General features: G+C 74.1%; 15 protein-coding genes and 3 tRNA genes. 7 read left to right on the top strand and 11 right to left on the bottom strand.

The window, feature by feature from the left end; translation table 11 throughout:
* Window positions 1-32: 32 nt before the first annotated feature.
* From AC3AQ1_RS06515 to AC3AQ1_RS06495, 5 genes are read right to left on the bottom strand one after another with little or no spacing between them, the layout of a single operon-like run.
* The gene (locus AC3AQ1_RS06515) at window positions 33-842 is read right to left on the bottom strand and encodes a hypothetical protein (protein WP_139987488.1); all 810 of its coding nucleotides are present in this window, start codon (window positions 840-842) and stop codon (window positions 33-35) included.
* Complete coding sequence (locus AC3AQ1_RS06510) at window positions 829-1,986, bottom strand: hypothetical protein (RefSeq protein WP_159096419.1); 1,158 nt, start codon at window positions 1,984-1,986, stop codon at window positions 829-831. The genes AC3AQ1_RS06515 and AC3AQ1_RS06510 overlap by 14 nt, the downstream gene beginning before the upstream one ends.
* A gap of 8 nt (window positions 1,987-1,994) precedes the next feature.
* A complete protein-coding gene (locus AC3AQ1_RS06505; protein WP_108718311.1) occupies window positions 1,995-2,282 on the bottom strand; it encodes a hypothetical protein in 288 nt (95 codons plus the stop codon).
* A complete protein-coding gene (locus AC3AQ1_RS06500; protein WP_199916545.1) occupies window positions 2,279-2,599 on the bottom strand; it encodes an SAV_915 family protein in 321 nt (106 codons plus the stop codon). Before AC3AQ1_RS06500 ends, AC3AQ1_RS06505 begins: the two co-directional genes overlap by 4 nt.
* A 31-nt stretch (window positions 2,600-2,630) precedes the next feature.
* Window positions 2,631-3,653: an asparaginase gene (locus tag AC3AQ1_RS06495; RefSeq protein WP_108718310.1), complete on the bottom strand. Its 1,023-nt coding sequence runs from the start codon at window positions 3,651-3,653 to the stop codon at window positions 2,631-2,633.
* 86 nt (window positions 3,654-3,739) lie between these two features.
* On the opposite strand from AC3AQ1_RS06495, the gene AC3AQ1_RS06490 reads away from it, so the two are divergent.
* From AC3AQ1_RS06490 to AC3AQ1_RS06480, 3 genes are all read left to right on the top strand, one after another.
* Complete coding sequence (locus AC3AQ1_RS06490) at window positions 3,740-4,993, top strand: helix-turn-helix domain-containing protein (RefSeq protein WP_108718309.1); 1,254 nt, start codon at window positions 3,740-3,742, stop codon at window positions 4,991-4,993.
* Between the two features lie 161 nt (window positions 4,994-5,154).
* Window positions 5,155-6,678 carry an acetaldehyde dehydrogenase ExaC gene (exaC, locus tag AC3AQ1_RS06485; RefSeq protein ID WP_108718308.1) on the top strand — a complete coding sequence of 508 codons (1,524 nt, stop codon included), beginning with the start codon at window positions 5,155-5,157 and terminating at the stop codon, window positions 6,676-6,678.
* Window positions 6,679-6,825: 147 nt separating this feature from the next.
* A complete protein-coding gene (locus tag AC3AQ1_RS06480) occupies window positions 6,826-7,248 on the top strand; it encodes a DUF779 domain-containing protein (RefSeq protein WP_108718307.1) in 423 nt (140 codons plus the stop codon).
* Window position 7,249: 1 nt separating this feature from the next.
* Here the strand turns inward: AC3AQ1_RS06480 and AC3AQ1_RS06475 are convergent, their stop codons facing one another.
* The 6 genes from AC3AQ1_RS06475 to AC3AQ1_RS06450 all read right to left on the bottom strand — a co-directional run bounded on the left by AC3AQ1_RS06475 (window position 7,250) and on the right by AC3AQ1_RS06450 (window position 11,989).
* On the bottom strand, window positions 7,250-10,213 hold the full coding sequence (locus AC3AQ1_RS06475; RefSeq protein WP_108718306.1) for a hypothetical protein: 2,964 nt from the start codon (window positions 10,211-10,213) through the stop codon (window positions 7,250-7,252).
* Between the two features lie 172 nt (window positions 10,214-10,385).
* Complete coding sequence (locus AC3AQ1_RS06470; RefSeq protein WP_159096418.1) at window positions 10,386-11,024, bottom strand: thiamine pyrophosphate-dependent enzyme; 639 nt, start codon at window positions 11,022-11,024, stop codon at window positions 10,386-10,388.
* On the bottom strand, window positions 11,021-11,557 hold the full coding sequence (locus AC3AQ1_RS06465; protein ID WP_108718304.1) for a thiamine pyrophosphate-binding protein: 537 nt from the start codon (window positions 11,555-11,557) through the stop codon (window positions 11,021-11,023). The genes AC3AQ1_RS06470 and AC3AQ1_RS06465 overlap by 4 nt, the downstream gene beginning before the upstream one ends.
* A gap of 99 nt (window positions 11,558-11,656) precedes the next feature.
* Window positions 11,657-11,729, bottom strand: a tRNA-Phe gene (locus AC3AQ1_RS06460).
* A 54-nt stretch (window positions 11,730-11,783) separates the two neighbouring features.
* A tRNA-Asp gene (locus tag AC3AQ1_RS06455) sits at window positions 11,784-11,857 on the bottom strand.
* Window positions 11,858-11,916: 59 nt separating this feature from the next.
* Window positions 11,917-11,989: transfer RNA gene (locus AC3AQ1_RS06450), tRNA-Glu, on the bottom strand.
* Window positions 11,990-12,117: 128 nt separating this feature from the next.
* Between AC3AQ1_RS06450 and AC3AQ1_RS06445 the strand changes: the two genes are divergently transcribed.
* The 4 genes from AC3AQ1_RS06445 (at window position 12,118) to AC3AQ1_RS06430 (ending at window position 14,854) form a co-directional block, all read left to right on the top strand.
* Window positions 12,118-12,465, top strand: coding sequence for a metallopeptidase family protein (locus AC3AQ1_RS06445; protein WP_108720034.1), 348 nt, complete (start codon window positions 12,118-12,120; stop codon window positions 12,463-12,465).
* A 17-nt stretch (window positions 12,466-12,482) separates the two neighbouring features.
* Complete coding sequence (locus AC3AQ1_RS06440; RefSeq protein ID WP_159096417.1) at window positions 12,483-13,394, top strand: N-acetylmuramoyl-L-alanine amidase family protein; 912 nt, start codon at window positions 12,483-12,485, stop codon at window positions 13,392-13,394.
* 120 nt (window positions 13,395-13,514) lie between these two features.
* Window positions 13,515-13,922, top strand: a complete 408-nt coding sequence (locus tag AC3AQ1_RS06435) for an ArsR/SmtB family transcription factor (RefSeq protein ID WP_108718302.1) — start codon at window positions 13,515-13,517, stop codon at window positions 13,920-13,922.
* Window positions 13,922-14,854: a cation diffusion facilitator family transporter gene (locus AC3AQ1_RS06430; protein ID WP_108718301.1), complete on the top strand. Its 933-nt coding sequence runs from the start codon at window positions 13,922-13,924 to the stop codon at window positions 14,852-14,854. The genes AC3AQ1_RS06435 and AC3AQ1_RS06430 overlap by 1 nt, the downstream gene beginning before the upstream one ends.
* Window positions 14,855-14,869 lie beyond the last annotated feature (15 nt).

Below are 14,869 nucleotides of genomic sequence, written 5' to 3'. Positions count from 1 at the left end.
TCACGCCGGGCGCTGGCGGCCGGCTCGGCGCCTCAGGTCAGCGACGTCCCGCGCGACGGGTCCCACGTGAGGTCGGCCACCGACTCCTGCGTGCCGAGCCGCGAGCGGCTCGCGGGCAGCTGCTGCCAGCGTCGCAGCGCCCCCACGAGCCCCTCGGGCGTGACGCCCGCGCGGCGCAGCGGCACGTCGATCCACGGCGTGGGCGCGGGGCGCCAGAGCACGCGTCGGCGCGGGGTGCGGACGACGCCGTCGGAGCCGGCGAGCTGAATGCGCACGACCACGCCGTCCCGACCCGCCGCGACCGTGACGCCGGTGACGTCCTCCCACCGGGCGCCGACGTCCTCGTCGGGCAGGCGAGCCGCCACGCCGTCGGGCGTGAGCACGAGGCGGGTGGCGCGGGTCGCGCGCAGGAGGATGTCGGGGAGCACCGACCCGAGGGTGAGCAGTCCGATCACGGCGAGCCAGCGCAGCAGGCCCGCGCGGCCGCCGAACGACGGGGCCCACGCCAGCAGCGCGAGCAGCGCCACGATCGCGACCAGCGCGAGCACGAGCGTCACGTCGCCGGCGCGCGAGAACGGCACCACGGTGCGACCCGGTTCGAGGCGGATCCGTCGCCCGTCGACCGGAGGCCTGCTCACCCGCGTCACCACGAGGTTCACCGCGAGCAGCGCCACCACGAGCGCCGCCGCACCCGCCTCGGGCGATCGCAGCACCACGGCACCAACCCCGAGCAGCACCGCCACGAGCCCGTTCACGACGGCGAGCAGCACGTCGAGCGGTCGGGTGCGGCGCCACGCGTCGGCTCCCTGGGCGGGTGGGCCGTACGGACTAGAAGAGGCCACCGAAGAAGTCCCCGATCGCATCGCCCGTCTCCATGAGGTCGTTCCAGCCGTTCTCGATCGCGCCGCCCACGCCGTCGCCCTCGAAGAGGCCGTCGATCACCCCCGAGGAGACGATGCCGACCACGCCGCCGACGACCGTGCCGACCACCGCCCCGGCCACGGTGCCGACGATCGGCACCGGGATCGCCGTGCCGATCAGCGCGCCGGTCGCGGCGCCCGCGGCGAGCGAGGCGCCGAGTCCGACCCCGTTCGAGGTGACCGCCTGCGCCACCGACTCCCCGTCCTGGATGTCGGCGTAGATGCTGTACCCCGTGGTCGCGACGGCGAGCGCGCCCCCCGCGATGCGAACGCCCCGCGGAGAGACGGTCCGGGACGGGGCGAGCTCGTCGGCCTCCCGGATCGCGGCGGCGTGCCGGTCCATGAGGTCGTAGTAGTGGCTGGCGTCCGTCAGGATCCGGCCACGGTCGTTGAGAGCCGCGAGGTGCCTCGCGAGCTCGTCCGCCTGGGAGAGCGCCGTCGCGGACTGCATGCTGCGGTTCCACGCCACGACGGCGACGGCGCCGAGCTCACCCACGAGAGCGAGCGTGTCTCCTGCGGTGGAGGTGAGCGCGGCGGACTGCTCCTCCCAGACGCGCTGCATCTGCTCCACGGCGCGCTGCCAGCGCTCGAGGGCGGCGTCGACGATGTCGACGCACGAGTTCCAGACCTCGACGAGCGTCTCCCACTCCACCACGAGTGCCGTGAGCTGGGTCTCGCTCGTCGCGGGCCCGGTCCGCCCGCGCAGCCACGCGTCGAGCTCGGCGGGCGGGGTGATCGTCGTGCCCGAGACGCTGAGTCCGCCGGCCTGAGCGGTCTCGCGCGCGTGCGCGAGGTCGTCGAGGGTGAGGCGCAGGGAGTCGCCGAGGGTCGTCACGGCGGCGGCGACGGTCCCGGCGATCCCGGTGACCTCCGCCGTCGACTCCGTGAGGGACAGCGCGGTGGCGCCGAACTCGTCGGCGGCCGTCCCGCCCCACTGCGCGAGCGCCGTCGAGCGCGCGTCGACGGCGTCGTCGACGTACCCGTCGACGGCGGGAACCACGGTGCCGGACAGCCAGGACGCGACGGCGTGGATGGCGGCGGGGCTGCCGTCGAGCCGCGTGTCCATCGCGGCCGTCACACCGGCCCCCCGGCGAGCCGGCTCGCGAGGCGCTCCGCCACGCCGTCGTCCGTCCCGCGGTAGTCCGCGGCGGCGGCGACGAGGTCGCCCGCGCACACGTCACCCGCGTGCGTGACGTCGCCGACGGCGAGCGGGAAGGTCGCGAGGATCGACGCGAGCACGTCGCTCGCGAGTCCGGCGTCGCCGAGCCCCGGGGCCACGACGGCGGTGCGCGCCGCCGTCGAGGCGTGCTGGAGCGCGGTGGCCGCCGCGTCGAGCGCGGTGGGGACGACCTCGACGCTCATCGCGCCGCGCCGATGCGTTCGTGCGCGGGCAGCGGGAGGTCGAGGTACACGACGTCGTAGGGGCGGACCTTGCGCAGCTCGTCGAGCCAGCTGGTCGCCGCGAGGAACCACGGGGCGTCGGGGCCGTTGCAGCCCTGGAAACGGTCGAGCGCCGTGTAGAGCAGGAGCGCGGTGCGGCCGTCCTTCGTGGTCCGGTAGACGACCTCGAGCTGGTCCGGCTCGGTCACGTGCCTCGTGCACGGCACGTAGAAGACGGGTGGGACGTCGAACGGGAGGCCGCCCGCGCGGGCTGCGGGGGCGTCGGACGGCTCGGTCACGGGTCTCCTCGGGGTAGGCGAACGGACCAGCCTAGACGACCGCGCGGATGCGGCCGACGACCTCGTCGCCCCCGCGCACGTCCAGCGGGAGGCGCGGCAGGAACGCGGCGACCGCGTCGGCGTCGAGCGCCCCGGCCTGGGTGAGCAGCGTGAGCGCGACGAGCGTCGCGGGGCGAGCTGCGCCGTCGAGCACCTTGAGGGCGACACACCCCCCGGGTGCAGCGACCACGAGCACGCCCTCGGCGCCGCCCTTGGCCAGCGCCCCGAGGTGCTGGATGACGAGGGTGTTCTCGCGGCCCTCGCCGTCGATCGTCCACGGGAAGCGGTGCACCGCCTCGACCACGCGCGCAGCCGCCGCCTGTGCGGGATCCGCGGCGTCCGGGGCGGTAGCCCACGCCGTCGCGCGGGCGAGCGCCGTCAGCGACACGGCGAACAGGGGCGCGCCGCAGCCGTCGACTCCGGTCGCGGCGATCGGCTCGCCGCCGGCTCGCTCGAGCGTCGCGGCGATCTCGCGCTGCAGCGGGTGCCCGGGATCGGTGTAGTCGTGGGTGGACCAGCCCTGCGCGCGGCACGCGCGCAGCATCGCGGCGTGCTTGCCGGAGCAGTTCATGTGCAGGCGGTCCGGCCCGTGGCCGGCCGCGGCCCACTCCTGCCGCGCGGCCGAGTCGCCCGGCCACGCCTGCGGACAGCGCAGGTCCGACGGCGTGAGGTCGCCCTCGGCGAGCATGCGCGCCACCACCGCGACGTGCGCCGGGGTGCCCGCGTGCGAGGCGGTGGCCAGGCCGGCCGCCTCGTCGTGCAGGTCGGCGCCGAGCGCGAGGCACGTGGCGGCCTGGACCGGCTTGAGGCTCGAGCGCGCGAAGACGGGTGTCGTCACGTCACCGAGCGTGCGCACGGGTACGCCGTCGGGATCGAGCACGACGGCGCTGCCGAGGTGACGCGACTCCACGAAGCCCGAACGCTCGACGAGGGCGAGCTCGACGGCGTCGCGTGCGGTGAACGTCTCGGTGGCGTGCGTGGCGTGCGTGGCGTCGGGGGTCGGACGGCTGCTCACGCCTGGTCACGCTACCGCGAGGGTCTGCGTGTGAGGCAGGTCACGTAGACTCGGCCCCACGCTCCTGCACCGGGGGAGGAGAGGCGATGCCGGCTCACGGGCACGATCCGAGCGCGGTCCGCACTGCGCACGAGGGCTTCGTCGCGTCCGGACGCCTCGACCCGGGCGTGCGTGACGTCGTCGCGGACTCCTGGCGGCGCAGCCGCCGCAGCGGCGTGGACCCTGAGCACGTCTCGCCCACGGTCGACCTGACCGGGTCGGACCTCCTGCGCGTGCGCGCCGAGCACCCGCTCGCCCCCGCGATCCCCGTGGTGCGCGACCTGCTCCTGGGTCCCGACGCGGGCTGGGTCGCGGCGCTCATGGACGCCTCCGGCCGGCTGCTGTGGGTCGAGGGTGACGCGGTGGTGCGGCGTCGGGTCGAGCGCGTGGGATTCGTCGAGGGGGCGATGTGGCGCGAGGACACCGCCGGCACCAACGCCCCGGGCACGGCGCTCGCGACCGACCGGGAGGTCCACGTGCTCGGCGCCGAGCACTGGTCGCGCCCGGTGCAGGGACTGAACTGTGCGGCCGCGCCGGTGCACGACGCCGACGGTCGCGTGCTCGGCGTCCTCGACATCACCGGCGGCTCGCCCGTCTCGTCCGGCATGGCGCGCTCGCTGGTCCGCGCGACGGTCGCGGCGGTCGAGGCGATCGTCGCGCGCACCGACCGGTCGCCCCGCGTCGTGGGCCCCGACGGCACGCGCCCGGGCAGCGGTCCCGCCGAACCGCGGCTGCGCGTGCTGGGCGCACGCGACGGCGAGCTGCGCACGCCCCAGGGGGTCGTCCGGCTCAACCGGCGGCACGCCGAGATCCTGCTCCTGCTGGCCGAGCACCCCGAGGGGTTGAGCTCCGAGGAGCTCGCGATCATGCTCTCCGAGGAGGACCTCTCGGTGGTGACGGTCCGTGCCGAGGTTTCCCGGCTGCGCCGCGTCGCCGGGCCGCTGCTCGCGGAGTCGCGGCCCTACCGGCTCGTGCGCGACCTGCACACGGATGTCGATGCGGTGCGGGCGGCCCTCGCCGTCGGGGACGTGGCCCAGGCGCTCGCGAGCTGTCCCGGCCCGGTGCTCGCGCGCTCGACCGCGCCGGGCGTGGTCGCGGTGCGCGAGGCGCTCGCGGCGGACCTGCGCGCCGCCGTCCTCGCGTCGAACGACCCCGACGTCATCGCACGCTGGACGGCCGCCGACGTGGGTGCGGAGGACTGGTGGGCGTGGCAGCGCCTGGCCGTCGTCGCTCCGAGCGGCAGCCCGCACGCGCTGCGCGCGCGGACCCGGCTCGCGACGCTGGACCGCGCGCTCGCCTGACGCGCGGGACGAAGGTCCCTTGCGGCACGTGCAACCCTCGTGCAACGGTCGGCGACCTACGCTCGCAGCGGATCACGGCACCGATGCCGTGATGCGCGGTCGGACCGGACGCCAGGGGCGGCGCCACGGTCGGCCGACGGACGCGGACCGAGAGGTTGACCATGACCGTCTACGCAGCACCGGGCACCGAGGGATCGGTCGCCACCTACCGCGAGCGCTACGACCACTGGATCGGCGGCGAGTTCCGCAAGCCGGTCAACGGGCGCTACTTCGAGAACGTCACCCCCGTCACCGGCAAGGTGTTCACCGAGGTGGCCCGCGGCGACGCCGACGACATCGAGGCGGCCCTCGACGCCGCGCACAAGGCGGCGCCCGCCTGGGGCCGGACCTCCGCCACCGAGCGCGCGATCATCCTCAACAAGATCGCCGACCGGATGGAGGAGAACCTCGAGAAGATCGCCGTCGCGGAGTCGTGGGAGAACGGCAAGCCGGTCCGCGAGACCCTCGCCGCCGACATCCCGCTCGCGATCGACCACTTCCGCTACTTCGCGGGTGCCATCCGGGCCCAGGAGGGCACGATCTCCCAGATCGACGAGAACACCGTCGCCTACCACTTCCACGAGCCGCTGGGCGTGGTCGGCCAGATCATCCCGTGGAACTTCCCGATCCTCATGGCCGTGTGGAAGCTCGCCCCGGCGCTCGCGGCGGGCAACGCCGTGGTGATCAAGCCGGCTGAGCAGACGCCCGCGTCGATCCTCTTCCTCATGGAGATCATCGCCGACCTCCTCCCGCCGGGCGTGGTCAACATCGTCAACGGCTTCGGCGTCGAGGCGGGCAAGCCGTTGGCCTCGAGCTCGCGGATCCGCAAGATCGCCTTCACCGGCGAGACCACCACGGGCCGCCTGATCATGCAGTACGCGGCGCAGAACATCATCCCGGTGACGCTCGAGCTGGGCGGCAAGAGCCCGAACATCTTCTTCGACGACGTCGCCGCGGAGCGGGACGCCTACTACAGCAAAGCGCTCGAGGGCTTCACGATGTTCGCCCTCAACCAGGGCGAGGTGTGCACGTGCCCGTCCCGCGCCCTCATCGCCGACGAGATCTACGACTCCTTCCTCGGCGACGCCATCGAGCGCACCAAGCTCGTGAAGCAGGGCAACCCCCTGGACACCACGACGATGATCGGCGCGCAGGCGAGCAACGACCAGCTCGAGAAGATCCTGTCCTACATCGAGATCGGCAAGGGCGAGGGCGCCGAGGTCCTCCTCGGCGGTCACCGCGCTGAGCTCGACGGCGACCTCGCCGGCGGCTTCTACGTCGCCCCGACGATCTTCGAGGGCAAGAACTCGATGCGCATCTTCCAGGAGGAGATCTTCGGGCCGGTCGTGGCCGTCACCTCGTTCTCCGGGTTCGACGACGCGATCGCGACGGCGAACGACACCCTGTACGGCCTCGGTGCGGGTGTGTGGTCGCGCAACACGATGACGGCCTACCGGGCCGGCCGCGCCATCCAGGCCGGCCGGGTGTGGACGAACAACTACCACGCGTACCCCGCCGCGGCGGCGTTCGGTGGGTACAAGGGGTCCGGCGTCGGCCGGGAGAACCACCTCATGATGCTGGACCACTACCAGCAGACGAAGAACCTGCTCGTCTCCTACTCCCCGGACGAGCTGGGCTTCTTCTGATCGGACGCGCCTCGCCGTCGGGCACCCCGTCCGCCCGACGGCGAGGCGACCGGCCGGTTGCCGGTGGTGCCGCGTGCGGTGCTCCGTCCCGCCCGCGGCTCCACCGGGAGCCGGCCGGTCCCCTGGGCTACCCGAAAGGAGACGACGATGACGTCGCAGGACCTGCCCGAACGGGTGGCCGTCACGCCCGCCGCCGCGACCATGCTCGTGCAGCTGCGCGCGCAGCACGGCCCGCTCATGTTCCACCAGTCGGGGGGCTGCTGCGACGGGTCGTCGCCGATGTGCTACCCCGACGGGGAGTTCCTCACGGGTGACGCCGACGTGCACCTGGGGGACCTCGCCGTCGTGCCCGACGGGGTTGCCGACGGGGGCGAGCCGTTCACCGTGCCCGTGTGGATGTCGAAGGCCCAGTACGAGTACTGGAAGCACACGCACCTCACGATCGACGTGGTGAAGGGGCGCGGGGCGGGCTTCTCGCTCGAGGCGCCCGAGGGCGTGCGGTTCCTCATCCGCTCGCGCGTGCTGACCGACGAGGAGTACGGGGCGCTCGCGGCCGCCGGCGTCGTGTGAGTCACCCCGTACGGCGCGCTCGCCACCGTTCGCCGAGCCGTCGCAGTCCTGCCAGCCCCCGCCCCGTTCCGCGACGGTGGGGTGTGCCCGCCCGCCGCCCGAGCGCCTCGAGGAGCGGCCGCAGTTCGTCCTCGGCCAGGTTCCGTCGGGTGAGTTGGGCGAACGGGTCCGTCCCGCGCGAGCCGAGCAGCCCCGGTCCCGTGTCCGCGCCCGTGGCGATCAGGCGGCGCAGCACCACCGCGTCGCCGCCGTCGAGGGTCGGGTTGCCGAGCAGCACGTTGACGGGCGTCCGGGCCGCGAGCTGCGTGGTGGGCGTCGCACCGTTGGCGAGCAGCCACAGCGACTTCTCCCGGCGGTCCTGCGGGTCGAGGGTGTCGAGCGCGGCGTCGAGCAGGTAGCGGTGCGGCGAGTCGAACTGCACGATCGCGTCGAGGAGGTCGTGGAGCGTTCCGGTGAGGGCCTGGGTGAGTGGCGCGCTGACGTGCTCGAGCGCGGCCAGGGCCTGGTCCGGTGTGACCTCGACGCCGAACGTCCGCTCGGCGTACCCGGCCTCGCTCAGGGTCCGCGGCGACATCTGCTGCCCGCGGCCGAGCACCCGACGCAGCTGCGGCACACCCGCCTCGGCCGAGTACAGCGCCTCGAGAGGGTCGCGGCCCTCTCGACCGGCCGCGCGAGCCTCGGCGAGCATGTTGTCCGTCGCACGCCAGTGCCCGCCGTCGCGGTAGAACACCGCGCTGAGTGGCGCTCCAGCGATCGAGGACGCCTCGCCGTCGGACGCCTCGCCGTCGGATGCGACCACGAGCGGACGCAGGTCGCTCGGCAGGCCCTCGAGCAGGTCGGCTGCTTCGGTGGGTGAGGCGCCCGGGCGGCGCGACGTGAGGACGGCGCGCCTGTCGTGGGTGAGGTGGAGGGTCCACACGATGTCCTCCGCCCGGATGCGGATCCGGCGGACGGTCGGCTGGATCCGCGATCCCTCCAGCGGCGTGGCCGGTGCGGACGCGGGCCACGCGACCTCGGTGGCGACTCGGTCGAGCGCGAGGTGAGGCGGGACGGCGGGATCGCCGTGCGCGAGGGCGGCGAGGTTCTCGATGACGCGGGCGCGCCACCGCAGCTCCCAGATGGTCATCCGACCGAGCAGCTCCACGACGGCGTCGGCGCGGCAGATCACGAGGGTCACCACGGGCGTCGAGCGGTGCTCCGTCCTCGGGAACCCCGCCAGCGTGACGACGGCGTGACCGTCCACCCACCACAGCCAGCCCTTGGTGAGCCCGATCCCGCGCATGACGGCCGTGAGGGGCGTGTGGTGGTCGAGGCCGAGCTGGTCCGGGTCGTAGACCGTCTCTGTGGGCTCGCCCCACCGCGCCGTCATCGCCCGGCGCAGGTCGGCGTTCCACGCGCTGAGCGCCTCGACGGTCCAGTACTCCCCGCGTGCCAGCACGGTCTGGAGCGTGTCGGGCCCGCCCGCGTCGCGCAGGCGGCGGCCCACGACGACGAAGGGGTCCTCGCCGAGCGTTCCCTGCTCCGGGTCGCGCTCCCACCAGGCGGCGCACGCGCGCTCGATCGCCTCGACCACGGCCTCGTGGTCGTACGGTCGGGGCACGCCGTAGCCGAGGACGGTGTCACCCTCGGGCCTGGGCTGCTCCGGGTAGGGGCACGCGTCGAAGACCTCGAGCACGACGGGTTCGGGCTCGTCCTCGGAGGTGAACGTCGCGGGCGTGAAGACGCCGCCCAGGCGGAAGGGTATGCGTACCGCCTCCTCGAGCCCGAAGTCGTCGAGCGTGAGGTCGTTCTGGAACCCCGCCTGGACGAGCCCCGGACTCGCGCGCCAGACCGACCCGTCGAACCAGAACGCGCCCGAGGCGATCGGGATCGGCCGGCCGTCCAGCAGTCCGAACGCGAGCGCGTGCTCGGCGACGTCGCCCGTCACCGTCTCGCCGCGCGCGTCGACGCACGCGCGCAGGTCCTCCGGCACGCCGTCGAGCAGTCGCTCCAGGCGGATGAGCTGCGACGCGGTCCAGGCGTCGGGGTCGCCTTCTGGGTCGCCGTTCGGGTCGTCGTTCGGGACGTCGGACGCGGGCAGGCCGTCGTCTCCGTCCACGTGCTCGTCGTCGAGGCGACGAAGCAGGGTGAGGAACTCCGACGCCGGGTCGTGGACCAGCAGGAGCTGGCGCCCGTCGTCGGCGAAGATCCAGGTCGACGTGGTGCCCGTCCGCGACCGGAGCGTGCACCGCGTCGCCTCGATGGAGACGTCCCGGACGTGTACCTCGCCCCGGTCGAAGAGGGTGCTCAGGACCCACGCGCGGCGGTGCAGCTCGACCGGCGACTCGCCGTGCATCAGCAGCTCCTGCACGGTCTCGTCCGTCAGGTAGGCCGCCATCCCCGTCATCATGAGCGGGCGCGGCAGCAGCATGGCGATCTGCCGGAGCGTGCTCGTGCCGGGTTCGCCCGTCCACTCGCTGAGCAGCGCGACGAAGACCTCGTGCCGGTCCCAGACCTCGGCCTGCGCGAAGTCCTGCGCGAGGAGCAGGTAGTCGAGGATCCCCTCGGGCTCCTGGGCCGCGCCGACGCGGCGTGGCGTGTGGACGACGGGTGCGCCCCAGCTCGCGCGCATCGCGTGCTGAGCACGGTTCGCCCAGTCGCTCATGCGGTGGCCCCACACGGCGACGTCGGTCTCGCCCGCGGCGACCTGCTCTGGGCTGGGGGACACGTCAGCCGTCGGGTCGAACACGCCGATCGGGGCGAGCCACACGCCGGCGGCCGTCTCGAAGGCCACCCCGTCGACCGTGAAGTCCTCGACCTCGGGGAGCAGGTCCCGAGCACGGGCCAGCGCACGATCGAGGAAGGCGGGGATGTCCTCGGGGTGCTCCTGGGACCGGTGGAGCGGGAGGCCGCGGTCGTGCTCCAGCGTGTCGTCGTCCTCGGGCTCGGTGTTCTCGGGCTCGGTGTTCTCGGGCTCGGTGGTCACCGGTCCAACGTAGCCGGGGCCGTCTCACCGGCGTCGTCGGCGGCGAGGCAGGGGTGAGGACTCGGTGAGGCGGCGGCGCGGCGGGCCGGTGATGGGTGGGGAGGGGTTGGAGATGGGGAGGGGCTGGAGACGCGGTGGTCACGCGGTGGGCAGCCGCTGCCGCTCGTCCCGGCTACCGCTCGCGGGGCTCGCCGCGCTCGAACGCCTCCATGGTGAACCGTCGCGCCAGCGTGGGCAGGGGCGTGTCGACCCGCGGGGCGGGCGGCCCGGAGTCCGACGTGACGGGGCAGTGCAGCACCACGGGCCGCCGGGCCTGCGCGGCCTCGAGCAGCGCGGCGCGCAGCGCGTCGGCGCCCTCGACCCGGCGTGCGTCGGTCACCCCGGCCGCCCGGGCCAGAGCGGGGACGTCCACCCGCTGCGACGGCACGGGCTGGGCGCCGGTCGAGGCGTACGCCCCGTCGTCGAGCACGACGTGCACGAGCGGCAGGTCCGGTCGCGACCCCAGCTCGAGCAGGTCCGCAGGGTTCATGAGGAGGCTGCCGTCGCCGTCGAGCACGAGCGTGGTGCGGCCCGTGGTGGCCGCGATGCCGATGCCCACGGGCAGCGCGAGGCCCATCGACCCGACGAGCGGCAGCACGCGGTCCTCGCCGCGCGCGGCGCCCAGGCGCGCGGTGTAGCCCGTGGTGCACACGGCGGGGCCGGGCAGCGTGTCGAGGGCGAGCGCCACGGCGTCGGCCTTGGCGAAGGTGCCCGACGGCGTCGCGTCAGTCCCCGCGAGGGTGCGCGACGGCGTCGCGTCAGTCCCGCTCACGGCCGCCACCCGAGCTGCTCGGGGGCCACGAGCAGCGCGGCCGGCCGGCGCTCCTCGCGCACGACGCGCGCGAGGCGAGCGATCTGCTCGGGCACGTGTTCGGCGTCGAGCATCTCGTGGCGGACGCCGAGCCCGGCGAGGGTCGGCGCCGTGAGGGCGCCCATGCCGGCGTTCTCGGGGGTGTCGTCGACGCCGGTGCCGCGCAGGCTCACCACGAGCAGCATCGGGAGGGCGTACGGCACGACGAGCGAGGCGAGCGCGTTGACGCACAGACCGAAGCCGGAGTTCTGCATGAGCACGGTGGCGGGGCGTCCGGCGAGCGCGTGGCCCGCCGCGATCCCGACGGCGTTGTCCTCCCGGGTGACCACGCGGTAGTCCGCGCGGGGATCGTCCGCGAGTCGCCCGAGGAGCGGCGCGAGGATCCCGCAGGGGGTGGCGAGGAAGGGGCCGAGGTCGTGGTCGACGAGTGCCTCGTGCAGTGCCGTGACCGTCGCTGACGCGCGGGCGGTGGCGTCGTCGTCGGGCTCGGGCACTGGACGAGCCTAGTCGCGGCGGCTCACACGAACGACGAAGCCCCGCTCGGAAGCCTGAGTGGGCGCCGGGCGGGGCGTGCGTGCTGCGGTTCGATCGGGTGGCTCCGACGGGCGTCGATCCCGTGACCTCACGATTTTCAGTCGTGCGCTCTACCAACTGAGCTACAGAGCCCTGAACGATCGGCCGGCTGCCTTCCGGGTGGAAGGCGACCGGCCGAGTGTTCCGCGACCCCGACGGGACTTGAACCCGCGACCTCCGCCGTGACAGGGCGGCGCGCTAACCAACTGCGCTACGGGGCCTCGTGCTGCGCGAGGCAGCGGAGAGACCTTACTACGTGGTTTCCACTCACACGAATCCGTACCCCCAACGGGATTCGAACCCGTGCTACCGCCGTGAAAGGGCGGGGTCCTGGGCCGCTAGACGATGGGGGCCCGCTTGGGCTCCCGAGCCGCGCCCGGCGCTCAAGACCTCGGCGAGCATACGGGACGCGGGCGCGCATCGCGAAATCGCGGACAGTTGGACCGCGTGCTCGCGTACCGTCGCTGTCGTGGCCGTCGAGATGAGCGTCGAGGACTTCGAGGGGTGCGTCGCGGACGGGCTGGACCTCGTCCCGCCAGAGCTCACCGCCCTGATGGACAACGTCGTCGTCCTCGTCGAGGACGCCCCGCCCGACGGCGAGGACGAGGACCTCCTCGGCCTCTACGAGGGCACGCCGCTCACCGAGCGCGGGGAGTGGTGGGGCGCGGGCTCGCTGCCGGACCGGATCACCATCTACCGCCTCCCGACGCTGCAGATCTGCGAGGACGCCGAGGAGGTCGCGCAGGAGGTCGCGGTCACGGTCGTGCACGAGATCGCGCACCACTTCGGCATCGACGACGAGCGCCTGCACGAGCTCGGATGGGGGTGACGGAGCATCGCTCTCGGGTGAGCGCTCGCGCGGTCGCGGCCCTGCGTGCGGGACTGCTCCTCGCCGCGGCGTGCGCCCTCGCCGCCTGCACCCCACCGGGCCCGACGGCGAGCGCACCCGGGTCGTCCGGCTCGCCGTCGCCGTCGGTCGCCGCGCCGGGGTCGGTGGCAGCCTCGCCGCTGGAGTCGCCCGGGCCGGCCGAGTCGGAGGGTTACCCAGTCCCGAGCGACAACCCGACGGCGGTAGCGACCGCAGACCCGCCGCTCGCCGGCGTCGTGGTGGTCGTCGACCCCGGCCACCAGCTCGGCAACCGGCACTTCCCGGCCGAGATCAGCGCGATCGTCGACGCGGGGATGGGTGTGCGCAAGGCGTGCAACACGACCGGCACCGCGACGCCCGACGACGTGCCCGAGGCGACGATCACATGGGGCGTCGCGCAGGCGCTCACCGCCGGACTGGAGTCCGCCGGCGCGCAGGTCGTGCTCACCCGCGACTCCGACGACGACGCCCTGTGGGGTCCCTGCGTCGACGTGCGCGGGTCGCTGGCCAACGACCGGGCCGCCGCGCTCGTCAGCCTGCACGGCGACGGCGCGCCCTCGGGGGAGTACGGCTTCCACCTGCTGGTCCCCGGGCCCGACCAAGCGACGCGCGCGGAGTCGGTGCGCCTGGCGGAGGCCCTCCGCGCCCGCCTCGACGCCGCCGGGCTCCCGCGGGCGACCTACGTCGCGGACGCGATCCGCGCGTCGAACGACTACGGCACGCTGAACCTGTCCAGCAAGCCCGCCGTGATTGTGGAGATGGGGAACCTGCGCAACGCCAGCGACGCCGCGACGCTCACCGACCCCGCGGGCCAGCTCGCCGTCGCGCAGGCCGTGGCCGCGGGTGTGCAGGACTTCATCGACGACGCGCGCGGCGGTGCGTCGTCCTAGCCTGCCGCTCTGCGTCGTTCCGCCCGGCCCGGCACCCTGCGGCACGCAGCAGCGCGAGCGTGACGGAGCCGCGCGAGCTCGGGATAGCGCTACATCGACATATGGCGATAGCATCGCCGCATGACGATGAATACGGCGGTGTCCGACGCGACCGCCCCGCCCGACCGCACTCCAGGCTCCAGTCGGCACGGCGCCCCGGACGCCGGGCAGCACCCCCGCCACGACCACGACGCGGTCGCCGCGACGTTCCGCGCCGTCGGTGAGCCGGCTCGCCTGACGATCGTGCACGCCCTGGCCGACGGCGAGGCGCGCGTCACGGACCTCGTCGCCGCGGTCGGGCTGGCGCAGTCCACGACGTCGGCGCACGTCGCCGTCCTGCGGGACGCGGGCCTGCTGCTGTCCCGCACCGCGGGCCGTGCGACTTACTACCGGCTCGCGACACCCGCCCTGCTCTCCCTCGTCGAGCGTGCGGAGGAGCTCCTCGAGGAGGGGCTGCACGCCGTCGTGCACGAGCACGAGGAGGCGTGATGGGACACGACCACGGCACCGGCGCACCTCTGAGGGGGACCGCGGGGGCGCGGCACCGTCGTCGCCTCGTCGCGGCGCTCACGATCACCGTCTCGGTGATGCTCATCGAGCTCGTCGCCGCGTTCGTCTCGGGCTCCCTCGCGCTGCTCGCCGACGCCGGGCACATGCTCTCGGACTCGGCCGGCCTGACGATCGCGCTCGTCGCGACCTGGCTCGCGCAGCGGCCCGCGACGCCGCGCTGGACCTTCGGCTGGCAGCGCGCGGAGATCCTCGCTGCCCTGGTCAACGGCGTGATCCTGACGGTCGTGGGGATCACCGTGCTTGTGGAGGGCGTCCGCCGGCTCGCCGCGCCGGAGGCCGTCGAGGCGCCGGTGATGCTCGCCGTCGGCATCCTCGGCCTGGTGGCGAACCTCGTCGCGCTGCGCCTGCTCGCCGGCGGCCGTGAGGAGAGCCTCAACGTCCGCGGCGCCTACCTCGAGGTCCTCGGGGACCTGTTCGGATCCGCCGCCGTGATCGTGGCGAGCGTGCTCGTCCTGACGACAGGGTGGGAACGGGCTGACGCCGTCGCGTCGCTCGCGATCGGTGTCCTCATCGTGCCTCGCGCGCTGTCCCTGCTGCGCGACGTGGCCCGAGTGCTGCTCGAGGGCGCGCCGGACCAGGTCAGCGTTGCTGACGTGCGCGAACACCTGCTGGGCGTGCCCGGCGTCGTGGCGGTGCACGATCTGCACGCCTGGACGATCACCTCAGGCGTGCCGGTGCTCTCGGCGCACGTCGTGGTCGCGGACGAGGTCGCGACGGCGAGCGGCTACTGCACGGTTCTCGACGCCCTGCAGGAGTGCCTGCACGGGCACTTCGACGTCGAGCACTCCACCCTGCAGATCGAGCCGGCCTCGCACACGCGAGAGCACCCGGAGGTGGGCTCACACGCGTGAGTCCAGTGAGCAGGC

It is taken from the genome of Miniimonas sp. S16 (assembly GCF_057748195.1).
The sequence above is the reverse complement of the archived record's forward strand: the minus strand, read 5'-3'. Positions and strand labels throughout refer to the sequence as shown.